19 protein-coding genes and 1 pseudogene are annotated in these 20999 nt (G+C 70.8%); 11 read left to right on the top strand and 9 right to left on the bottom strand.

Translation table 11 applies throughout. From position 1 onward, the window contains the following. The first annotated feature begins 86 nt into the window (after window positions 1-86). The 9 genes from atpD (at window position 87) to ACX114_RS37300 (ending at window position 7869) form a co-directional block, all read left to right on the top strand. Entirely contained in the window at window positions 87-1532 is a 1446-nt protein-coding gene (gene atpD, locus ACX114_RS37340; protein WP_014400285.1) for a F0F1 ATP synthase subunit beta, read from the top strand. 7 nt (window positions 1533-1539) lie between these two features. Beyond that, window positions 1540-2091: a hypothetical protein gene (locus tag ACX114_RS37335; RefSeq protein ID WP_459292414.1), complete on the top strand. Its 552-nt coding sequence runs from the start codon at window positions 1540-1542 to the stop codon at window positions 2089-2091. A gap of 29 nt (window positions 2092-2120) precedes the next feature. Then, entirely contained in the window at window positions 2121-2525 is a 405-nt protein-coding gene (locus ACX114_RS37330; RefSeq protein WP_459292412.1) for a F0F1 ATP synthase subunit epsilon, read from the top strand. A 113-nt stretch (window positions 2526-2638) separates the two neighbouring features. Next, window positions 2639-2908 carry a hypothetical protein gene (locus ACX114_RS37325; protein WP_128799771.1) on the top strand — a complete coding sequence of 90 codons (270 nt, stop codon included), beginning with the start codon at window positions 2639-2641 and terminating at the stop codon, window positions 2906-2908. 423 nt (window positions 2909-3331) lie between these two features. Further along, window positions 3332-4363, top strand: a complete 1032-nt coding sequence (locus tag ACX114_RS37320; RefSeq protein ID WP_459292410.1) for an ADP-ribosylglycohydrolase family protein — start codon at window positions 3332-3334, stop codon at window positions 4361-4363. Between the two features lie 203 nt (window positions 4364-4566). Continuing rightward, window positions 4567-4971 (top strand): phage holin family protein, encoded by a 405-nt coding sequence (locus ACX114_RS37315; RefSeq protein WP_120574800.1) that lies wholly within the window; start codon window positions 4567-4569, stop codon window positions 4969-4971. Next, entirely contained in the window at window positions 4968-5480 is a 513-nt protein-coding gene (locus tag ACX114_RS37310; RefSeq protein WP_459292408.1) for a hypothetical protein, read from the top strand. The genes ACX114_RS37315 and ACX114_RS37310 overlap by 4 nt, the downstream gene beginning before the upstream one ends. Window positions 5481-5516: 36 nt before the next feature. Further along, the gene (locus ACX114_RS37305; protein WP_459300385.1) at window positions 5517-6857 is read left to right on the top strand and encodes a cytochrome ubiquinol oxidase subunit I; all 1341 of its coding nucleotides are present in this window, start codon (window positions 5517-5519) and stop codon (window positions 6855-6857) included. After that, window positions 6847-7869, top strand: a complete 1023-nt coding sequence (locus ACX114_RS37300; protein ID WP_459292406.1) for a cytochrome d ubiquinol oxidase subunit II — start codon at window positions 6847-6849, stop codon at window positions 7867-7869. Before ACX114_RS37305 ends, ACX114_RS37300 begins: the two co-directional genes overlap by 11 nt. Here the strand turns inward: ACX114_RS37300 and ACX114_RS37295 are convergent. The 7 genes from ACX114_RS37295 to ACX114_RS37265 all read right to left on the bottom strand — a co-directional run bounded on the left by ACX114_RS37295 (window position 7859) and on the right by ACX114_RS37265 (window position 14449). After that, window positions 7859-8386 carry a hypothetical protein gene (locus tag ACX114_RS37295; protein WP_459292404.1) on the bottom strand — a complete coding sequence of 176 codons (528 nt, stop codon included), beginning with the start codon at window positions 8384-8386 and terminating at the stop codon, window positions 7859-7861. The two genes, ACX114_RS37300 and ACX114_RS37295, sit on opposite strands and share 11 nt — an antisense overlap. Window positions 8387-8428: 42 nt before the next feature. Beyond that, window positions 8429-9199, bottom strand: coding sequence for an SDR family NAD(P)-dependent oxidoreductase (locus ACX114_RS37290; RefSeq protein ID WP_459292402.1), 771 nt, complete (start codon window positions 9197-9199; stop codon window positions 8429-8431). 57 nt (window positions 9200-9256) lie between these two features. Next, a complete protein-coding gene (locus tag ACX114_RS37285) occupies window positions 9257-9838 on the bottom strand; it encodes an SAM-dependent methyltransferase (RefSeq protein WP_459292400.1) in 582 nt (193 codons plus the stop codon). 1010 nt (window positions 9839-10848) lie between these two features. Beyond that, window positions 10849-11070 carry a hypothetical protein gene (locus tag ACX114_RS37280; protein WP_459292398.1) on the bottom strand — a complete coding sequence of 74 codons (222 nt, stop codon included), beginning with the start codon at window positions 11068-11070 and terminating at the stop codon, window positions 10849-10851. Window positions 11071-11131: 61 nt separating this feature from the next. After that, window positions 11132-12721: a glucose-6-phosphate isomerase gene (locus tag ACX114_RS37275; RefSeq protein ID WP_459292396.1), complete on the bottom strand. Its 1590-nt coding sequence runs from the start codon at window positions 12719-12721 to the stop codon at window positions 11132-11134. Between the two features lie 169 nt (window positions 12722-12890). Continuing rightward, a complete protein-coding gene (locus ACX114_RS37270; protein ID WP_459292394.1) occupies window positions 12891-13790 on the bottom strand; it encodes a sterol desaturase family protein in 900 nt (299 codons plus the stop codon). Between the two features lie 20 nt (window positions 13791-13810). Further along, window positions 13811-14449 carry a TetR/AcrR family transcriptional regulator gene (locus tag ACX114_RS37265; protein WP_459292392.1) on the bottom strand — a complete coding sequence of 213 codons (639 nt, stop codon included), beginning with the start codon at window positions 14447-14449 and terminating at the stop codon, window positions 13811-13813. Between the two features lie 369 nt (window positions 14450-14818). Here ACX114_RS37265 and ACX114_RS37260 point away from each other — a divergent pair. After that, window positions 14819-15223 (top strand): annotated as a pseudogene (locus tag ACX114_RS37260) (M23 family metallopeptidase); the annotation flags it as partial. A gap of 222 nt (window positions 15224-15445) precedes the next feature. Here the strand turns inward: ACX114_RS37260 and ACX114_RS37255 are convergent. Continuing rightward, window positions 15446-17155: a GTPase gene (locus ACX114_RS37255; RefSeq protein ID WP_459292390.1), complete on the bottom strand. Its 1710-nt coding sequence runs from the start codon at window positions 17153-17155 to the stop codon at window positions 15446-15448. 121 nt (window positions 17156-17276) lie between these two features. On the opposite strand from ACX114_RS37255, the gene ACX114_RS37250 reads away from it, so the two are divergent. Beyond that, on the top strand, window positions 17277-20222 hold the full coding sequence (locus ACX114_RS37250; RefSeq protein WP_459292388.1) for a hypothetical protein: 2946 nt from the start codon (window positions 17277-17279) through the stop codon (window positions 20220-20222). Here the strand turns inward: ACX114_RS37250 and ACX114_RS37245 are convergent. Next, window positions 20219-20911, bottom strand: a complete 693-nt coding sequence (locus ACX114_RS37245; RefSeq protein WP_459292386.1) for a hypothetical protein — start codon at window positions 20909-20911, stop codon at window positions 20219-20221. The genes ACX114_RS37250 and ACX114_RS37245 overlap by 4 nt on opposite strands. Window positions 20912-20999: the final 88 nt, after the last annotated feature.

Here is a 20999-nt window from a genome sequence, read left to right as displayed (position 1 = left end):
CGCCCACACCCCTCTTCGGGGTTCGATTTCCTGACGGGCGGCGGCGCCCCGGCCGCTCGCCACACGAGACAAGGCAGAGGAGTCCCATGAGCGCTCAAGTCCCGACGACTGGCAAGATCACGCAGGTTCTCGGCCCCGTGGTCGACGTGGAGTTCCCGCCCGGCGGGCTCCCGGAGGTGTACGCGGCCCTCAAGGTGACCAACCCCAACCTGGGCGCGGAGAAGGACAACCTCACCATCGAGGTCGCGCAGCACCTGGGTGAGAACACCGTGCGCTGCATCGCCATGGACTCCACCGAGGGCCTGGGCCGCGGCATGCCGGTGAGCAACACGGGCGCCCCCATCCAGGTGCCGGTGGGCAAGGCCACCCTGGGCCGCATCATGAACGTCACTGGCGAGCCGGTGGACGAGATGGGCCCGGTGAGCGCCACCGAGTACTGGCCCATCCACCGCGCGCCCCCGCCGTTCACGGAGCAGGACGTGCGCGTGCAGATGTTCGAGACCGGCATCAAGGTCATCGACCTGCTCGCCCCCTACACCCGTGGCGGCAAGATCGGCCTGTTCGGCGGCGCCGGCGTGGGCAAGACGGTGCTCCTGCAGGAGCTCATCCGCAACGTGGCCGTGGAGCGCGGCGGCTTCTCCGTGTTCGCCGGCGTCGGTGAGCGCACCCGCGAAGGCAACGACCTGTACCACGAGATGCAGGAGACCAAGGTCATCCAGACCGACAACCTGGAGAAGAGCCAGGCGGTCCTCGTGTACGGCCAGATGAACGAGCCGCCCGGCGCCCGCGCCCGCGTGGCCCTCTCCGCGCTGACCATGGCGGAGTACTTCCGCGACGTGGAGGGCCGTGACGTGCTCCTCTTCGTGGACAACATCTTCCGCTTCACCCAGGCCGGCTCGGAAGTGTCCGCCCTCCTGGGCCGCATCCCCAGCGCGGTGGGTTACCAGCCCACGCTCGCCACGGAGATGGGCGGCCTGCAGGAGCGCATCACCTCCACCACCAAGGGCTCCATCACCTCCGTGCAGGCCATCTACGTGCCCGCGGACGACCTGACGGACCCGGCCCCCGCGACCGCGTTCGCCCACCTGGACGCGACCACGGTGCTCAACCGCTCCATCGCGGAGCTCGCCATCTTCCCCGCCGTGGACCCGCTGGACTCCACCAGCCGCATCCTGTCCGCGGACGTGCTGGGCGCCGAGCACTACGCCGTGGCCCGCCGCATCCAGGGCATCCTGCAGCGCTACAAGGAGCTCCAGGACATCATCGCCATCCTCGGCATGGACGAGCTCTCCGAAGAGGACAAGCTCTCCGTGGCGCGCGCCCGCAAGATCCAGCGCTTCCTGTCCCAGCCGTTCTTCGTGGCCAAGGTCTTCACGGGCCTGGACGGCCGCTACGTGAAGCTCCAGGACACCATCCGCTCCTTCAAGGAGATCGCGGACGGCAAGCACGACGACCTCCCGGAGTCCGCCTTCTACATGGTCGGCTCCATCGAGGAGGCGCAGGAGAAGGCCCGCAAGCTGGCGGCGGCGTAAGACACCCATGCGCCTGACCGTCGCGCTCGCCCTGCTCATCTGTGGTGCCGCGCCTTCCGCCCTGGCGGAGGAGCGCGGCAGCCGGGCACGGGTGAGCGCGAACGGCCTCTACAGCGTCCGCAGCGTGGACGTGGGCGTGGGGAAGTGCCGGCTGGAGATGCTCAAGGAGAGCGGGCCCCTCTGGACGGCGGACGTGTGCGTGGGGACGGTGGATGACCTCTACTTCGCGTCGAATGACGGGGAGAAGGTCTGGGTGCTCTACCCGCTGGTGGAGAAGGGCAAGCCGCTCCCCGGCAAGAAGAAGGCGAAGGGCCAGAGCCTGGCGTGGGCGCGGGTGATGGTGGCCGCCCAGTTCGACCGCACCGGGCAGAAGCTCCAGGAGCGGCGGCTGACGGAGCTGATGACGACGAAGCAGCTGTCGGAAGTGCGGCAGCTGGCCCACCACCTCAAGTGGCTGGAGGGCACGCTGGGCATCCCGGGCAAGGGCCCGCGCCTGACGGACGCCGGGGTGGTGGAGTTCGAGCCGGTGGGCGTGAAGACCCAGCGGCTGACTTTCTGATGCGGTAGTGCGGTAGCACGAGGACCTTCATGGCCAAGCTGACTGTCGAGATCGTCACCCCCGAGAAGCGCATCCTGTCCGTGCAGGCCGACGAGGCCATCGTGCCGGGCGGAGAGGGCCTGTTCGGCGTGCGTCCCGGCCACACGCCGTTCCTGTCGCTGGTGGAGCCGGGCACGCTCACCCTCATCGAGGCGGGCAAGCAGGACCGCTACTTCGTGGCCGGTGGCTTCGTGGAGGTGAGCAACGACAAGGTGCTGGTGCTGGCGGACGCCGCCGAGCACGTGAACGGCATCGACGTCGCGGGTGCCCGCCGCCGCATGGAAGAGGCCCAGGCGCGCCTCAAGGACCTGAGCGCCGCGGACGCGCGCTACGCGCTGGAGCAGGCCGCGGTGCGCCGCGAGGCCGCGCGCATCAGCGCCCACGAGTCCCGCTAGGGGCCTCTTCGCGGTATCCGGAAGGGTGGAGCTCCGAAGCCCCGCGGCACGGGGGCCGGCGCTCCACCCTTTTCGCGTTCCGGAGCTCGGACGAAGCATGATGCGGCGCTGACATGAGCACGCCCGATTCGCCCGTCCTGGAGCTGTTCCACCGCATCGCGGATCCTCCGTCCGCCACCGCGCGCCGCTTCGTCACGGACCACGCGCTGGAGGACCGCGTGCGCTTCCGCAACCTCACCTACGAAGAGGTGGAGAAGGACTGGCGCGAGCGCGGCGGCCACACGTCCCCCGCGCTGTGGGACGGCGCGCGGCTGCACCAGGGCGCGGAGGCCGTGGTGGCGCGCCTGATGGCGGTGGTGAACCTGGGCCGCGACGACGCGTGATCCGCGCGCACGCGCGTGCGTCGCTTGGATGAAGTGAAGTCGCCCGCGTCAAGGTGAACACCTGAGCCCGTGGGCGGCGCACGCGCACGAGTCCACCCGTGCGTCCCTTTCGGTTCATGCGCAGCATTCGAAGTTGGACATGCATGCGTGCTCGCGCGTTTCAACGGGCTCGCCTGCTTGCTGAAACGCAGCGGGATGCGATAGCTACCGCGCCCCCGGTTGCGCCGTGGTTGCGGCGGAGGAGGCGGACAGTGGCGACGCGCGTGGTGCAATCCAGCGGGACCTTTCTTGTCCAGCGCTTCACCGCACCCGCTTCGTGCACGTCAAGGCCCCATGTTCGATCCGCCGTCGCGTCGCGCGCCCACGCAGCGTTCATCTCGGTGCTCGTCCTTGGCTGAGGCTCGGGTAATCTCCGCTCCTCCGATGCCGCTGACTCCCGCAGACCGCCAGGACCGTTTTCATGCGGCATTCCTGGGGCTCGCCATCGGGGATGCGCTCGGCTTTCCGCTGAGGGGCATCCCCCCGGCGAGCCTGGCGCGGCTGCCTGGGCTGGCGGAGGACTTCGCGCCCCGGCCGCGCGGCAAGTTCGCCAAGGGCCAGTTCAGCGACGACACGCAGCTCCTGCTCGCGGCCGCGGAGAGCGTCATCCGCGAGGGCAAGGTGGACGGCCGCAGCGCGGCGCTGCACCTGGCGTGGCTGTGGCAGGAGGGCATCATCCTCCAGCCGCCGCGCAGCCTCTCCGAAGCGCTCCAGCGGCTCGCGGGCGGCACGCCGTGGATGAGCGCGGGGGCGCCGCTGGGCACGAAGTGCCCGTCGGTGCTCAGCCGCGCGCTGGTGGTGGGGCTCTTCGAAAGCGGCCAGCGCGCGCGCCTGCCGCACGACGCGGGCGTGCTCACCGTCATCACGCACAAGGACCCCGTCTGCGCCGCCGCCGCCGCCGCGTTCGCGCAGGCGGTGGCGCTGGGCATGGAGCAGGAGGCCCTCACGCCCGCGGCCTTCTGCGAGGTCCTGGCGCTGTCCGCCGCCGTGCACGACAAGAACCTGGCGGAGGAGATCCGCCACCTGCCGCGCCTGCTCACCTGGGACACCCAGCGCGCGCTCAACCAGCTGCGCAAGGTGGGCGTGCCCCCCAGCGAGCTGAAGGGCGTGGACGGCCTGCCGTGCCACGTGGTGCCGGTGCTGCTCACGTCGCTGTACGCGACGCTGAAGGTGCCGCACGACTTCCGCGAGGCCGTGGTCCTCACGCTGCGCTGTGGCGGCGAGGCGGACGTGGCCGCGGCCCTCACCGGCGCCCTGCTGGGCGCGCACCTGGGCACCCGCGCCATCCCGGCCCGCCTGCGCAAGCAGGTGCTGTACGCGGAGAACCTGCTGGACACCGCGGACCGCCTGTTCCGGGCCCGCCAGGTGCGCGAGACGCTGGCCACGGCGATCGCCCACCAGAAGACCCGCCGCTAGCCGGCCGAGCCCGCCGGCCGCGTCAGGCCCACCCGGAAGGGCCGGGGCACCAGGCAGGCAGCCGGACGCGAACGGGGTGTGCGGCGGGACTTCTCCCACACACCCTTCCTGACCACCTTCAGGGACAGACCGGGGACAGCCGGGACGCCAGGCAGGCGACCGTCGGTGATTCCCCGTGAAGTCATCCTGTCGGAGGCACGGTCGTGGACCTCGAATCAGAACGCCTGGAGCGCAGCCAGCTGGAGACGCTCTCCACCCCCGAACTCATCCGGCACGCGCTGTCGGAGACCCGCCTGTTGGTGAAGGCGGAGGTGATGCACGCCAAGAAGGAGCTGAAGCAGGAGCTGCAGGCGGCCAAGCTGGCGGGCATCTTCCTGGGTGCCGGGGCCGTGCTGGCCCTCACGTCGCTGGCCGTGCTGTTCGTCGCGCTGGGCCTGGCGCTGCCCCTGGGGGCCGCCGTGGGCGTGCTCATCGTGGGCGCGGTGCTGCTGGCCGTGGCCGGACTCCTCCTGTTCCTGGGCACCAAGCGGATTCCCAAGAAGCCGCTGGTCCACACCCAGGAGCGCTTGAAGACGGACCTCCAGATGACCCGGGAGACGCTGCAATGAGCCAGGCCTCCGAGACCGAAACGCACGCCGACCACGCCATCACCAAGCGCATGGGCGACCGCGAGCAGGTGGAGCAGACCGCGGACCGCATCCGCGACGAGCTGCTGCTCACCCTGGAGGAGCTGGACCGCCGGCGCACCCGCGCCACGGACGTGCGCTACCACGTCAACCAGAACAAGGACCTGCTCATCACCGTGGGCGCCGCCGCCCTGGTGGCGGTGGGCCTGGGCGTGGGCATCGCCATCTACCGCGCCCGCCACCATGACGAGCGCGTGCGCCGCCTGCGCCGCAAGGCCCTGGAGCGCGCCTGGGCCCACCCGGACCGCGTGGCCACCAGCATCGAGGACAAGCCGCTGGGCGCGGAGCTGGGCCGCAAGGTGGTGATGATCTTCGTCACCTCGCTCGCCACCGCCGTGGCCCGCAACTCCATGCAGACCCTGGTGCCCTCGCGGACCGTCGCGAAGGTGCCCGCGGACAAGGTGACTGTGGAGAAGAATAAGAAATCCTGAATGCGTAAAATGCGCGCATAAAGCAGACTGATGTCCATGACGGACCTGCTCTATGCGCGCGCGCAGATGGGGCTCTCGCTCGCGTTCCACATCGTGTTCGCGGCGGCCGGCGTGGCGTTGCCGGTGCTGATGGTGTTGAGCGACCTGAAGCACCGGCGTACGGGGGACGCGGACTACCGGAAGCTCAGCGAGAAGCTGGCCAAGGGCACCGCCATCCTGTTCGCGGTGGGCGCGGTGAGCGGGACGGTGCTCTCGTTCGAGCTGGGCCTCTTGTGGCCGGAGTTCATGGGCCGCTACGGGGAAGTGATTGGCCTGCCCTTCAGTCTGGAGGGCGTGGCCTTCTTCACCGAGGCCATCTTCCTGGGCATCTACCTGTACGGCCGCGAGCGCGTGTCGCCGGGCCTGCACCTGTTCAGCGGCGTGATGGTGGCGGTGAGCGGCGCGGCGAGCGCGTTCTTCGTCACGCTGGTGAACACGTTCATGAACAACCCGTCCGGCTTCACGCCCACGCCGGCGGGGCCCACGGACGTGCAGCCGCTGGTGGCCATGTTCAGCCCCGGCTGGCAGTACCAGACGGCCCACGTGCTCCTGTCCTGCTATCAGGCCAGCGCGTTCGCGATGGCGGGCATCCACGCCTTCATCCTGCTGAAGCACCCGGGCGCGGCGTTCCACAAGAAGGCGCTGTCCATCGCGCTGCCGCTCGCGTGCGTCACCGCGCTCGCGCAGCCGCTGGTGGGCGACCTGTCCGCGAAGCACGTGGCGCGTGAGCAGCCGGTGAAGCTGGCCGCGATGGAGGCGCACTTCGACACGGAGGCGGGCGCGCCCCTGCGGGTGGGAGGATGGCCGGACGTGGAGACTCGCACGGTGTCGGGTTCCATCGACCTGCCGAAGGGGCTCTCCATCCTGGCGTTCGCGGATCCGGACGCGGAGGTGAAGGGGCTGAACGAGTTCCCCCGCGACGTCTGGCCGCCGGTGGCCAAGGTGCACATGGCCTTCCAGGTGATGGTGGGCACGGGCAGCCTGATGGCGCTGCTCGCGCTGGCCACGCTGTGGCGCCGGTGGCGGGGCCGCGAGTGGCCGCACGGCAAGGCGATGATGCGCGCGTGGCTCTGGTCGGGGCCGCTGGGGCTGGTGGCGCTGGAGGCGGGGTGGCTCGTCACGGAGTGGGGCCGGCAGCCGTGGATCGTCCGGGACGTGATGCGCACGGGCGAGGCGGTGACGCCGGTACCGCACCTGGCCGCGCCGTTCTTCACCTTCACGGCGGTGTACCTGTTCCTCGGGGTGACGGTGCTCTTCGTGCTCTGGCGGCAGGTGGCGGGCACGCTGCCCAAGGGACCCGGCGCGGCCGTGGATGGCGAGGTGGCCCATGCCCACTGAGACGACGCTGCTGGGGCTCGCGGTGGCGGGCACGTTCGTGCTGTACGCGCTCCTGGGTGGGGCGGACTTCGGCGGTGGGGTGTGGGACCTGCTGGCGCGGGGACCTCGCAAGGCGGAGCAGCGCGCGCTCATCGCCCACGCCATCGGCCCGGTGTGGGAGGTGAACCACGTCTGGCTCATCGTGGGGCTGGTGCTGCTCTTCAGCGGCTTCCCGCGTGCCTTCGCGGCCTTGAGCGTGGCGCTGCACGTGCCCCTGACGCTGCTGGTGCTGGGCATCGTGTTCCGGGGCACGGCGTTCACCTTCCGCGCCTACGACACGCGCGGGGACGCGGTGGAGCGCCGCTGGGGCGTGGTGTTCAGCGTGGCGAGCGTGGTGGCGCCGCTGCTCTTGGGCATGTGCGTGGGCGCGGTGGCCAGCGACACCATCCGCATGCAGGGACACGCGGTGGTGAGCGGCTTCTTCGCGTCGTGGCTGTCGCCCTTCGCGCTGTCGGTGGGCGTGCTGACGCTGGGGCTGTTCGCGTTCCTGGCGGCCGTGTACCTCACGCACGAGGCGCGCACGCCGGAGCTGGCGGAGGACTTCCGGCGCCGGGCGCTGGTGACGGGCGGGCTGCTGTTCCCGCTGGCCCTGGCCGTCCTGCTGCTGTCGCGCGAGGGGGCGCCCCGGGTGTGGACGGGCCTGCTCCAGACGCCGTTCGCGCTGGCGCTGCACGGGGGGACCGCAGTGGCGGCGGTGACGGCGTTCGCGCTCCTGTGGACGCGGCGCTTCCGGGCCGCGCGGGTGGCGGCGGCCACGCAGGGCGGGCTCATCGTGCTCGGGTGGGCGGTGTCGCAGGCGCCGTATCTCGTCTACCCGCACCTGACGCTCCAGAGCGCCGCGGCGCAGCCGGTGGTGCAGCGGCTGCTCCTGGTGGCGCTCGGGGTGGGGCTGGTGACGGTGGTGCCGTCGCTGGTGCTGCTGTTCCGCGTCTTCGGGCCCCGGGGACAGGCTCCGGAACCATCTAGGACTTGAGCACGGGGAAGAGCGGCGGGTGCACGACGCGGGGCTTCTCGTCGCCTCGCGCCACCAGCACGCGGGCCCCTTCGAGCAGGTCCTCCGCGTCCAGGGCCTCCACCACGGTGCGCGCGGCGCTGTCGGGGTCCATCACGCGGCAGTGCACGCGCATGACGCCCTCTTCCGTCTCGCCGCCCTCCACCTCTCCGTTGCCCGTCCAGCCGAGCGCGTCCGTGAGCAACTCCTCCACGGCGTTGCGCTGCTCGAAGTCGTGGCCGGTGCCCTTGCCCTGCACGGTGTACTCGACGAGCAGCACGGACAGGGCGTCCGGCTCGGGCTCGTCGTAGCCGGCGTCCACCAGGGCTTCGGCCTCCTGGGCGATGACCATGTCGGGGTCCTCGTCCGGGGGGACGGGGACGGTCTTCTGCTCGCCTCCCTCACCGACGGTGCCCCAGTGCACCGTGACGACACCCTCGTGCTCCCACGCCTCCCAGTAGCGCAGGGTGTCGCCGTCCTTCTTGTAGAGCTTCAGCAATGCGTTGGCCTCATTCGCGCGGACTGCATACCGCAACCGGGTTCAGTAGGCACGGCCCTGGCCGCCGTCCACGGGGAGGGTGGAGCCCGTCACCCACTTCGCACGCTCCGAGCAGAGGAAGGCGACCACGTCCGCCACCTCCTCGGGCGTGCCGAAGCGGCCCCAGGGAATCTGCTCGCGCACCATCTTCGCCACCGCCTCCGGGTCGTGCTGCTGGCGCCGGTCCCAACTGCCGCCGGGGAAGAAGATGGAGCCCGGGGCCACGGCGTTGACGCGGATGCGGTGGGACGCCAGGTCCACGGCCATCTCCTTGGTGAGCGCGATGAGGCCCGCCTTGGCCGCGCTGTAGGGCGCGCTGGTGGCGTACTCGCGGCCGAAGATGGAGCTGAGGTGCACGATGCTGCCGCCGCCAGTCTGGCGCATCAACGGCACCGCGCGCTGGCTGCACCACACGGCGGACATCAGGTTGCGCTGGAAGACGTCGTTCCACTGCTGGGTGCTGGCCGCGTCGAAGGCGCCCGCGCCGCCGCTGCCGCCCACGTTGTTCACCAGGATGTCGATGCCGCCGAAGGCGCGCACCGCGGAGTCCACCGCCAGGTACGCGCCCTCCTGCGTGGCCACGTCCGTGACCACCGTGGCCACCTGGGCGCCCTCGGAGCGCAGCTCCTTCGCGAGCGCATCCAGCGGCTCCGGGTTGCGCGCGCACACGCACACCCGGGCGCCCTCGCGCGACAGCACCATGGCGATGGCCCGCCCGATGCCCTTGCTGCTGCCGGTGACGAGCGCCGACTTCCCCGTGATTCCGAGTTCCATGCCGTCCCTTCTACCGCCGGGCCGGGCCGGGTGGGGGACGGGATTCATCCAGGGCGTTCAAAGCCGTTCGAAGACGTCCAGGCGCCAGGTGCCCTCCATCTCGCCGCGCAGGTGGCGCAGGTGCTTGGGGGTGAGCCGGCGGAAGGCGTCGTGGACTTCATGGCCGCTGCAGCGCATGTCGCGCGTCTGGCCGGTCCAGTGCACGAGGACCAGGTGCCCGCCGGGCTCCAGGTGCTCCAGGATGCGCTGCTGCGCGAGCGCCATCTCCGGGAGGCTCCACCACGCGCCGCGCCCGGACACGAGGGTGAGGTCGAAGGTCTGCTCGGGGTAGCGGTCCGGCACGTTCATGCGCTCGAAGCGCACGTGCGACAGGTGGCGGCAGCGGTGGATGGCGCGGGCCTGGGCGGAGTCGGAGGTCTCCAGGGAGAGCAGGGCGTCACATCTCGCCTGGAGCTTCTCCGTGAGCAGGCCAATGGCGCCGCCAATCTCCAGGGCGGAGCGGTAGTGCGCACGGGGAAGCGCGGACAGGGTGACGTCATCGCGGCTGCGCACGCAGCCCTGCACGGTGCCGTACCACGGCTCTTCGGCTTCTCGAGAGGGGACGGGAGGGGCGAGCTGGAAGGCGGAGGACGGTTTCATCGGGAGGAGGCTCCTGGGGGCGAGCCTTCACGATGGAACCCACCCGGGCCTCCACATCCCGTGCGCCCGGGGCCATGAAGGTGTCGACCCCGGGGCAGTCAGAGCGTCAGGAGCTGATCAGCCGCCGCGCCAGTAGTCCGGCTGACAGGACCACGGGAGCTTCTCGCCGCGCCGGTCGCAGTGGAAGCCCTCGGCGCAGGGATTCGGTCCTTCGGGGTCGCAGGATTGCAGGCAGTGGTAGTGGTCGCAGACCTGGCCTTCGCCACACGTAGGGTTCGTGGCGGAGCATCGATGGACGCATTCCGCCCAGACCTTGCCCGGAATCGCCGGGTCTGGGCGCATGCGGCATTCGCGTCCATCAGGGCATGGTGTGTCCATGCAGTTGGGCCCGTGGATGGAGGCGCAGATGGAGGTGCCCTCCTCGAACGGGATGCAGCGCTGTCCCTGGGCGCAGCCGCGCTTTTCACAGGTGGGGAGACACGCAGGTGTCGGCTTCACATCCGCGCAGAAAAAGCCTTCCGGGCATGAGTCGGGTTGGTCCGGGGTACAGGAACGGGCGCAGTAGCCATCCCTGCCCCGGCACTCAAGCCCCTCCGTGCATGCATCGGTCACGTCGAAGGGAGTCCTCAAGCAGCCCTGACCTTCCTGTCGAATGCCGACGACGAGGCAGAGTCTGATCAAGCCGCCACCCGTTCTGGGAGCGATCACGGTCCTGCAGCGTTGGTCGTCGGGACACTGACTATCGGTCGCACATTCGCTGTCCGAGCAGTAGCTCCGGAAGCGGCCGTCGTGGAAGCAGACGAGAGGGGCCTCACACTCGGTCTGCTCCGAACAGGTTTGATGGTAGGTCGTCCGCCGCATCCGCGCGTCGTAACTCAGCATGGGGACCAGGCCTTCTGGCTCCGGCATGGGGGCCGCGCTGGCCTCCCGTGTCTGCCTGAGGACAAAGAGGGCGGGGGCCAGGATCACGAGGCAGGCCACCAGGCTCAGGGGAACGTGCCATGGCCGCGTCATGGACCACCACACAGTTCAAGGCACTCCTCGCTCGGCTCGTCCGGGAGGGCGCAGAAATGGTCGTAGTCCTTCTTGCTGCAACGCAACTTCGGTATCCGCTCCACCGCGTCCCTGTGCGCCGCCCGGTCCAGCTTGCCGCCCGGGCGGTGCACCTCCGGGCATGCCGCCAGCCCGCCCAGGACGCACAGCCACAGCCCCACCGCGTGTGCTCGGCCCATGACGGTCCAGGCTAGCCGTGGCCTGGAACCGTCAGGCATTGCCCCGGCGGGCAATGATTTGTCACGCGGACTGGAAGCGGGCCTCCGCCGGACGCGCGCCACCCGAGCGCTTCACGCCGTGGTCGCCGTTCGCGGACAGGTGCTCCAGCAGCTTGAACACCGTCTCCACTTCATCCGCCGCGCCAATGTCCTGCGCCAGTTGATCAGCCGACCGCGCCTCCGCCTTCGCTGACTTCAGCTTCGCGAGCAGCTTGCCCTGGAGCTCCAGCACGCGCCCCGCGGCCTTCTTGCCCGCCTCCACGCCCGGCTGGTGATAGGCATTGATGTTCACCAGGCTCGCGTAGAGGCCCACCGCGCGCTCGTACAACGCGATCAGCGCTCCCACGGTGCGCGCGCTCACGTCCGGCACGGTGAGTGTCATCGACTCGCGGCCCTTCTCGAACAGCGCCCGGCGCGTGCCCAGGAGGAACCCCAGCAGGTAGTCGCCGCTGGTGTTCTCGCCCTCCACCGCCAGGGACTTCCCGTCCCGGTCCTTCAGCACCTCCACGAAGGTGACGAAGAAGTTGTTCACGCCCTCGCGCAATTGCTGCACGTACGCGTGCTGATCCGTGGAGCCCTTGTTGCCGTAGACCGCGATGCCCTGGTTCACGACCTTGCCGTCCAGCGACAGCTCCTTGCCCAGCGACTCCATCACCAACTGCTGGAGGTACTTGGACATCAGCATCAGCCGGTCCTTGTACGGCAGGATGACCATGTCCTTCTGGCCCTTGCCGCCACCCGCGTGGAACCACATCAGCGCGAGCAGCGCCGCCGGGTTCGCCGCCGCGTCATGCCCGCGCGTCGCCGCGTCCATGTCCTTCGCGCCCGCGAGGAAGCCGTCCACGTCCAGCCCCTGCAACCAGGCCGGCAACAGCCCCACCGCCGACATCACCGACGTGCGCCCGCCAACCCAATCCCACATGGGGAAGGTGCGCAGCCACTTGTGGCCCTTGGCGTAGTTGTCCAGCTCGCTGCCGTCGCCCGTGACGGCCACCGCGTGCGCGCCGAAGTCCAGGCCGCGCTGCTTATAGGCGGCCTCCGCCTCCAGCATGCCGTTGCGCGTCTCCTTGGTGCCGCCGGACTTGCTGATGACCACGGCGAGCGTCTCCGCCAGCCGCTCGCCCAGGCCGTTGAGCACCCGGTCCATCCCGTCCGGATCCGTGTTGTCCAGGAAGTGCACCTGCATCGCGTCCCGGCCGCTGCCCAGCGCGTCCGCCACCAACTGCGGACCCAGCGCCGAACCGCCGATGCCGACGATGAGCACCTGCGTGAACTTCGCCGCCTTCGCCGGCTTCACCTTGCCCGCGTGCACGTCCTTCGCGAACGCGGCCACCTGGGCCTGCATGTCCGTGATGGCCGTCTTCAGCTCCGCCTCCGGCGCCAGCTCCGGGGCGCGCAGCCAGTAGTGGCCCACGCGGCGCTTCTCATCCGGATTGGCGATGGCGCCCTTCTCCAGCGCGTCCATGGCCTGGAACGCCGCGTCCATGCGCGGGCGCATCCCGTCCAGGAAGTCCGCGCCGAAGTTCATGCGGGAGATGTCCAGCGTCAGCCCCACGGAGGGGACGACGCACAGGTGCCGCTGGTACCGCTCCCACAACTCGCGCTCCGTCATGACCCGACTCCCTTGCAAGGGGCGCCGACCTCATGCGCGGCGCCCGCCAGAACCGTCGCGGCGCACCGTAGCAAGGCCCGCACGGCGCGGACGCAACGATGTCGCGGGTCCCGTTGCCTGGACGTCGGTTCCACCGCCCAGGCTGTCCGCCACCTGGAAGGCGCGCTCCCTACGGTGCCGAGGGCGCGGCCTCCACGGGCGCGGGCTCCGACGCCGGCAGTGTCCCCTTGGGCTTCCACGCCGGGTTGCGGAAGATGTAGCCCAGCCGCTGGCTCAGTGGCCCCGGGCGGGCCGCGTCCCTGGCGATGGCGGCGAACTCGTGGAACGCGATGCGCACCGGGTTGTGCGTGGTGAGGTTCTTCGTCAGCCCGTAGATGGGGCGCTCGGTCTCCGGGACGAACGTGCCGAAGAGCCGGTCCCAGATGATGAGGATGCCCGCGTAGTTCACGTCGATGTAGGCCGCGTTGGACGCGTGGTGCGCGCGGTGGTGCGACGGCGTGTTGAACAGCCACTCCACCGGGCGCGGCAGCCGGTCGATGGCCTCCGTGTGGATCCAGTACTGGTACAGCAGGCTGATGGCCTGCTGCGTGACGATCATCTCCGGGGAGAAGCCCAAGAGCGCCAGCGGCGCCCAGAACACCCAGCCCGTCATCGGCGTCCACGTCTGCCTGAGCGCCGTGGACAGGTTGTAGTGCTGGCTGGAGTGGTGCACCACGTGCGACGCCCAGAAGAAGCGGCTCTCATGGTGGACGCGGTGGAAGGCGTAGTAGCAGAGGTCTTCCAGGAAGAAGAGCAGCACCCACGCCAACAGCCCGTGGCCCATGCGCAGGGGCGTCAGGTGGTAGAGCGCCGCGTAGCCCGCGAACGCCACGCCCTTCCAGAACACGCTCACCGCCACGTTGCCCAGGCCCATGGAGAGGCTGGCCAGCGTGTCCTTCCACGTGTGGCCCTTGATGGATTCGCCGTGCTCCTGCCGCAGCTTGCGCACCCACAAGGCCTCGGCGATGACGGTGATGACGAACACCGGGATGGCCGGGGTGATGAGGTCGGGGATGTGCGACATGTCCATGGCTGCTGACCTCCTGCGATTCAGTCCTTGGGGGCGAACGCGACGCGCATGAAGCGCGCCAGCGTGTCCAGCATGCGGCGGTGCGCTGGATCCGAAGGACGGGCGGCCCCACCCACCGCCGCGCCCTGCACCGCGTCCAGCGCCAGCTCCACCACGTCGTCGAAGTCCGGGTGCGTGGCGGCCACGTCCGGGAACAGCTCGCGCGCCACGCGGTGCAGGTTCTGGCGGTGCGGCCCGTCCACCACCGCCAGCGCCTTCTGCAACTCCGGGCTGGTGCGCGCCGCGACGTACAGCTCGATGGCGGCCTGGAGCTCCGGCCGCTGGTAGGCGGCCCACAGCATGTCCACCGCCGCCCCCACCCGGTCCTTCCCGGACGGCCGCGCGCCCACGCCCGCGAGGAAGTCCTGGATGAGGCGGGGGAAGAGGTGCTCCACCGCCACCGCGAGCAGCTCCTCCTTCGTTTCGAAGTGCGTGAAGAGCGCCCCCTGCGACACCCCCGCCCGCTTCGCCACCTCCACCGTCGTCAGCCGCGCGTAGCCCTGCTCCACCAGCGTCTCGATGGTGGCGTCCAGCAGCTTGCGGCGCGTCGACTCGCGGCGCTCCGCCTGCGTGCGGCGCACGGGAGCCTCGACCTTCCTGGCGGCGGACTTCGGGGGCATGCCGGAACCATAACCGCCTACTTAAAAAGTGACCAGTCACTTTTTGAGGAGGGTCTTCCGGGGTGTCTGATCGCGGATGCCCGGGCCTGCCCGTGGGGCTTCCGGGCAGGCGGGCGTCTGTCTTTACATCCGGTCAGCTGACAGGGATTGGAGCGGCAAGGCTTGAGAGGCGCAATGCCTGCCAAGTGGCCAGACGGGGAGACAGGCGCTCCTGTGCTTTCGGAGCGGTTTCCCTCTGGAATGTGGTCAAGGGTCGCCCCCTTGAGACAGGGCAGGGCGCGGCTCGCCTGCTAGTGATCCGTTCGGGACTGAGCGAAAATCACAGGGAAATAGCGCAAGCCCTTGCGCCGGTTGTCCGCCCGCCCCGATATGAACATCTCCGCTCTTTTCGTCGGCTCCCTCCTCGCTTCGGCTCCTGTCCTCCCTCCCTCCGCCAATGCGGTCGCGAACATGCCTGAGGTCGGCGTGCCCTTCGCGTGTGGCCGCATCTATACGGTGAGCCAGGGCCATGAGACCGGCAGCCACCAGCACAACGACACGTTCGCGTGGGACTTCCGGATGCCGGAAGGCACGCCCATCGTGGCGGCGCATGACGGCGTCGTGCGCATGGCGCGTGGCGACAGCAAGCAGGGCGGGTGCGGCGAGCAGTTCGCGCCGCTGGCCAACTACGTCGTCATCTCCCACGGCGACGGGCTGGAGACGCAGTACCTGCACTTCAGCGCCGTGGTGGTGAAGGCCGGTGAGAAGGTGAAGGAGGGCCAACTCATCGGCTTCTCCGGCGCGACGGGCTGGGCGTGCGGCGCGCACCTGCACTTCAAGGTCGCCAAGGAGCAGGGCGCCGGGTGGAACAACCCCTCCGTGCCCGCGCGCATCGTGGGCTATGGCGATCCGGTGCGTGACACGCTGGTGTCGGCGCCGCTGTGCAAGGACTCCGCGCAGCCGATGATGGCCTCCAACGGCGGCGTCCACATGCCGGGCCAGGCCGTGATGTCCATGTCACCCGACAGCGCGAATCCGCTCCAGGATGCGTCGCGCGGCCTGCCGCCCGGTGCCAAGGCCATCATCGACGGCCTCTCCCAGCCTCCCGCCCAGGGCGGCGAGGGCCTCGACAAACCGGCTCCGGCCCGCTCTCCCCGCATGGCGAGCGGCTCCGACGAGACTCGCTGACGCGAGCAGCGCTCCGGCGCCCGCGAGCAGCCCGAAGAAGGCCCCCGCGTTGAGGAAGTACTCCAACGGCAACAGGGGGCCTTCGACGTAGCCGCGCACCACGCGGTACCCCACGTGCCCCAGCAGCGCCAGCAGGGGCAGGTTGATGAGCGGCAACACCAGCCACCGGGCCGTGCGCCACCAGCGGGCCACGGCCTCCGCGACGGCGGTGGAGGCCGTGTAGCGCCAGGCCCCCGCCCGGGCCACGCGCAGCTCCGACAGCATCACCTCCACGTCCGGAACGCCCAGCGTCTCCGCCTCCAGCCCCTGCGTGCGCGCCACGCTGCGCGCCTCCGCCAGGGCGGTGCGCGCGGCGGACTCCGCGAGGAAGTCGTCCTCGAAGGGCTCCACCACGGCCACCTCCGCGGCGCGGGCGCGGGTGCGGTCCCTCACCGCGTCCACCACCGTGGAGGCCGCCGCCACCGCGAGCCCCGCGGGCAGGCTGCGGCGCGCGACGAGCGCCCCCACGCCCATCCCGGACGCGCCCCACAAGGACAAGCGCAGCCCCCACGCGGCGGGGTCCCAGAAGCGGCCCGCGGCCTGCCGGCGGACCTCCGACGCCAGGTGCCCGTGGGCCAGGGACAGCCGCGCGTCGAAGTCCGCCTGGAGCGACTCCGCCGCGCGCGCGAGCCCCGCGTCCAGCGCGGTGCGCGTCTTCGCGAGCAGCGCGTCCGTGTCGTTGAGCGCCGTCTGGACGGTGTTGGCGAACTCCTCCAGCGCGCCCAGGGCGTTGGTGTGGCGCACGCGCGCGGCGACGGCCTGGGTGGCCAGCCCGCGCAGGTGGAAGAGGAGCGGGCCGAACTCGCCGGAGACGTCCTGGCCGTCCTTCGCGGCGCGCGCGCTGATGGCGAAGACGGGCACGTCCTCCGCGGCCAGGCCGTAGTGCTGGGTGGCCACGCGGCGGACCTGGGACTTCAGCGCGTCGCGGGACTCGGCGGACAGCTCGTCCGCGAAGTTGAGGATGAAGACGAGCGCTCGGCGGCGGGCGAACTCGCTGAGGAACTCCACCTGGGTGGCCTCCGCGACGCTGCCCCGGTGCATGACCACGAGCGCCACGTCCGCCTTGTCCAGCGCGGCGCGCGCGACATCCCGGTGCGCCGTGGCCACGCTGTTGAGGTCCGGCGTGTCGATGAACACCTGGCCGCTCCACAGGCCCTGGGGCCCGGGCGTGTAGCGCACGACGCGCGCGCCGGTGCGGGCCAGCTCGTCCGTGGCCGTGCCCTCCGGCGCGAAGAGGGTGGAGACGGTGCTGGTGGGGCGGTCCACGCCCTCACGGGAGAGGTTCTGGCCGGAGAGGGCGTTGAGCAGGGTGGACTTGCCCGCGCCGGTGGCGCCCACCAGCGCGACGACGAGCGGCGCGTCCTTCCGGGCCATGCCCCGCGCGTAGTCTTCCAGGAGCCGCTCCAGGCGCGGGCCATGCGGCTGGAGCGCGGGCAGCGTCAGCGCGTCGGTGAGCAGCGGGCGGAGGGCTTCGGGGTCGGGAAGGCGGGTGTCGTCCACGGAAGGGCCAGCGTGGCGTGACGCGCGTGTGCTGGCTACCGGGATGTGCGGTGACGGTGCGCCAGCGTGCATTCCCCTCCCTGGACGGCGGAGGATGACCTGCTGCTACGGTCCGGGACACATGCACTTTCGTATCGTTCGTGGGTGGTGCCTGGGGCTCCTGCTGACCCTGTCCTCGGCCCGGACCTCCGCCGCGGAGCCACCGTCGCAGGGCGTGGTCCTCGCCGCCGAGCCGCGGACCTTCGCGGAGGCGAAGGCACTTCCTCCCAAGCTCACGGAGTCCGCTGCCTGCGACCTGGGGCTGGGCAAGACGCCCGACATCACCGTCTCCCAGTCCGTGGAGGTGACCCAGGCCAGGCCGGCCTCCTGCCAGCCCGCGGAGGCGGTCATCACCCAGAAGCTGTCCCTGCCGGATGGCTCACACGTCGAGCGCCGCTTTCGCATCGTGGATGACGCTCCTGGCACCCAACTGCCGCCGCCTCCCCCGCGCCCCCGCATCCGCGTCCGCTGTGAGGCAAGGCGGCTGGAGCTGTCCGTGGAGGGCGTGCCCGAGGCCCCCCTGCTGCGGCTGGAGCCCATCGGTATCGGCGCCGCCTCCGCCTCCGTGAAGTTTCGGGTGTCCCGGGACAGCGAAGCCCGCATCCTGCCCCTGCTGGTCCGCGACGACGCCGGGGACCGCCGGGCACTGGAGGAGCTGGACCTCCTGGCCGGCAAGGGCGTTCCCTCCCGCCTGTACGGTCGTGACGCGAACCTGGAGGCGGACAGCGTCGCGGGGCTGGCCGCCGCGCTCGTGCGCGCCCGGTATCGCGTCGAGCTGGCCTCGGGGGGTGACCCGGCCGAGTACGCCCCTCTCGATGTCATGGTGGATCCGCAGCCGGAGGAAGACCGGCCGCCATTGGAGACAGGCGCTCCCGAGGAGCTCGGCGAGGTCCAGCCATCCAGGTCGCCGTTCCAGCCCGGCTCGCTCGTGGACTCGGACTTGTTCTGGCGCCAGGGACGGTTGTGCGTGGCGCAGCAGGACACCGGCAAGCAGATGCGCTGCTACGACCCCGTGGCGCGGCGCTGGAGCAAGGCGGTCCCCTTGGACCGGGGTGCCCCGTCCACCTGGACCGCTCGCGCGGGGGCCTGCGGCATTCCCCTGGGGACCCGGAACGTCCGGCCTCCCGACCGGTATGACCCCGTCCTGCGCTTGTCTCCCCGGGCCGTCCTGTACTGGCAAAGCACGACCCACGAGGCCCATGTCCTGGAGGTCCCTGAAGGGGACGGCCCTCCGCGCCTTCGCGCGCCGGAAGCGGAGGAGCTGAAGAAGGCGATGCGCGCGTCCACCGGCTCCCGGCTCTTCGCCGAAGGCCGGTTCATCCTGGACGAGGAGCGCAAGCAGTTCTGCTCCGTGCGCAGGCCCCTGAGGTGCTGGTCCCTCCAATGGGACGGTCCGGGCCAGGAGGAGAGCAGCCAGGACCTGTCGGAGGCCCGCGTGTCCCCGGACGGCCGGTGGGTCGCCTACATGCGCCGTCCCAAGCCGGGCAAGGTGGACTCGGAGGGCAAGACCCAGACGCTGGTCGTGCGCTCCCTGGTGCTGGGCCCGTACGTCGCGCCCCGCGTGTTCGCTTCGAAGGAACCGCGCCTCGTGCGGACGGACGTCGTGATGCAGAAGCTGGCCTGGGAAGGGCCCCCGCTGAAGTGGGACGCCGCCGAACGCGTCTTCCGTACGCGGATCGCCTGCGACCTGGGCCAGGACCCGCGCATCCCCTTCGAACTGGAGACGTGGCGCAGGGTCACGCCGTACGACCTCGGCGCTGAGAGCTCCTGCCGCGGCGACGGAGTGCGGATGTCTCAAAAGCTGTCCGCGCCCGGAGGTCTGGAGTTCATCCGCGGCGGCTTCGTCGTCGCCGGGGACGGTCCGTCCGCCGAAGGCGAGGTGAAGATGCGCTGCCAGCCGGGCCGTCTGTCGTTGTGGATGGCGGGCGTGCCTGACGTCCCCGCGTTGACGCTGGCCTCGAACATGGGGGCGTTCGGCGCGGTGCGCTGGGACCTGGCGCCGGAGACCGAGGCCCGCCTCCAGGCGCTGCTCGCCCGCGACGATGCTTCCGCCCGCGAGGCCCTGGCCGCCTTCGCGCGGCTGGTGAAGATGAATGACGACGCGCGCGACGCCTCGTTCGGGGCGAAGAAGGAAGAGGTGCGCATCTCCCGCATGGGCTGTCTCTCCACGGCGCTGGAGGCCATCTCCGCCCGGCGGGCGCTCGCGGAAGGGGTCCACCCGGAGCTGCATGGCCCGTTGAAGACCGACGGCGCCTGCGCCGAACGCTACGGCATGCGCGCCCTCCAGCAGCGGCTCCAGGCCGCCACGCGTCCGCTTCCGCTGAGCATCGCGAAGGGCAAGGCGGAGGTCATCGGTCAGGTGCCGTTCGTCCCCAGCATCCCCCCGGAGCGCCAGCCCCACCTGTACTGGCGGGAGGGCACCCTGTGCCATGTCCAGCCGGATGGCGCACAGGTGCGCTGCTACGACCCGGCGGCGCGCGAGTGGGGGCCCGTGGTGGCCAGGCAGGACCGCCCGTTCCCGCGAGAGGACCTGCTCCTGAAGTCGCAGTATCAGACCCGCTGCTACCCGGTGGGAAGCCGCACCGTTCCCGTTTCGGAACAGCTGCGCGACGCCCTGCCGCTGTCATCGCGGGCCTCGCTGTTCGCGGACACCTCGCGCGGCGAGCTGGCCCCGGAGTTCCAGGTCATCGAAGCCCCCGAGGACGCGGGCCCCGTGCGCACGCGCGCGCCCACCGTGGAGGAGCTGGTGCTCGCGGCGCGCGCTGGCGGAGGATCCGCCTTGCTGGGAGAGGGCGGGTTCCTGCTGCACGCGCCGAAGAACGAACGCTCACCGTGGCTGTGCACGGCGGTGCGCCCGTGGAGGTGCTGGAAGCTGCCCCTGGAGTCCGAGGACCACGGCGTGCGCGCCCCCCTGGTGTCGCCCGATGGCCGCTGGCTGTCCTACGTGCGAATCCCCTGGGGCAAACCCGACGACCCGAAGAAATACCCCAAGGAGCTCGTCCTGCTGCCGCTGACGCCAGGCCCTTAGCTCGCGACGGCCTCGGCGGCCTGGGGAACCTGGCCTGTGTCCCCCACGGTCTTCCAGAGCCAGGCGTTCACGTCGAAGCGGGGATCGCCCAACTGGCGCCCCAGGTCGATGCCGTCCCAGGCCAGGTTCTGATCATCCGGGGGGCCCATGTCGCTGAGCGTGCCCATCAGCCTGTTCAGCTGCTCTTCGGGGAATCGCTCGTTGGAGGCGCCGAACATCGCGTAGAAGGCCAGGTATTGCGTCGAGGCCTCATCGGGGCGGCTCGCGCGAAAGCCGGTGGATGGAAGCGGGTGCGGGTGGTTGAGGTTCCAGCGTTGCTCCCGCTCCGACGCCAGGCCATCCAGTCCGGAGTCCGTGCCCGCGAACAGCAGGCCCAGGTCGCGTCCGGCCTCCGCGCCATGGATGCGCGTGCTGGGGCCGTCCCCGGTGGTGAGCAGCCACCGGACGCGCTGGGCCGCGCGGGAGAACAGCTCCAGGGCGAGCCGTCCCTCCCGGCGCTCCTCGTCGGCACGCTCCCGGAGGAAGTCGCGCCGCAGGTGGGCGTGCTGCCGGAAGAACTCGCGCACCGCCGCCACCCGCCGCGCCGCGACGGCGGTCAGCCAGTGTCCCCGTGCATCCATGAAGGCCACCGTTTCCGCCTGGATGTCATTGTCGGAAAGCGGCGGCGGAGGGGCGGGACGATGCGCCATGGGCGTTCTCCGGGAAAGGGTCACCGGAAATGTCGGAACGCTTCACGAGGCCGGGAGTGGGGACTCCTCCGCACCTGTCCGCCATCGC

The organism is Corallococcus sp. M7 (assembly GCF_054512695.1).
The sequence above is the reverse complement of the archived record's forward strand: the minus strand, read 5'-3'. Positions and strand labels throughout refer to the sequence as shown.

Bases quoted from the DNA above. Each gene is read 5' to 3' on its own strand.
- ACX114_RS37280 (WP_459292398.1), bottom strand. From the start codon at position 11,070: ATGGGCCGAGCACACGCGGTGGGGCTGTGGCTGTGCGTCCTGGGCGGG.
- ACX114_RS37300 (WP_459292406.1), top strand. From the start codon at position 6,847: ATGCCCACTGAGACGACGCTGCTGGGGCTCGCGGTGGCGGGCACGTTC.
- ACX114_RS37270 (WP_459292394.1), bottom strand. From the start codon at position 13,790: ATGGACATGTCGCACATCCCCGACCTCATCACCCCGGCCATCCCGGTG.
- atpD (WP_014400285.1), top strand. From the start codon at position 87: ATGAGCGCTCAAGTCCCGACGACTGGCAAGATCACGCAGGTTCTCGGC.
- ACX114_RS37285 (WP_459292400.1), bottom strand. From the start codon at position 9,838: ATGAAACCGTCCTCCGCCTTCCAGCTCGCCCCTCCCGTCCCCTCTCGA.
- ACX114_RS37335 (WP_459292414.1), top strand. From the start codon at position 1,540: ATGCGCCTGACCGTCGCGCTCGCCCTGCTCATCTGTGGTGCCGCGCCT.
- ACX114_RS37330 (WP_459292412.1), top strand. From the start codon at position 2,121: ATGGCCAAGCTGACTGTCGAGATCGTCACCCCCGAGAAGCGCATCCTG.
- ACX114_RS37325 (WP_128799771.1), top strand. From the start codon at position 2,639: ATGAGCACGCCCGATTCGCCCGTCCTGGAGCTGTTCCACCGCATCGCG.
- ACX114_RS37310 (WP_459292408.1), top strand. From the start codon at position 4,968: ATGAGCCAGGCCTCCGAGACCGAAACGCACGCCGACCACGCCATCACC.
- ACX114_RS37245 (WP_459292386.1), bottom strand. From the start codon at position 20,911: ATGGCGCATCGTCCCGCCCCTCCGCCGCCGCTTTCCGACAATGACATC.
- ACX114_RS37290 (WP_459292402.1), bottom strand. From the start codon at position 9,199: ATGGAACTCGGAATCACGGGGAAGTCGGCGCTCGTCACCGGCAGCAGC.
- ACX114_RS37265 (WP_459292392.1), bottom strand. From the start codon at position 14,449: ATGCCCCCGAAGTCCGCCGCCAGGAAGGTCGAGGCTCCCGTGCGCCGC.
- ACX114_RS37250 (WP_459292388.1), top strand. From the start codon at position 17,277: ATGCACTTTCGTATCGTTCGTGGGTGGTGCCTGGGGCTCCTGCTGACC.
- ACX114_RS37305 (WP_459300385.1), top strand. From the start codon at position 5,517: ATGACGGACCTGCTCTATGCGCGCGCGCAGATGGGGCTCTCGCTCGCG.
- ACX114_RS37275 (WP_459292396.1), bottom strand. From the start codon at position 12,721: ATGACGGAGCGCGAGTTGTGGGAGCGGTACCAGCGGCACCTGTGCGTC.
- ACX114_RS37320 (WP_459292410.1), top strand. From the start codon at position 3,332: ATGCCGCTGACTCCCGCAGACCGCCAGGACCGTTTTCATGCGGCATTC.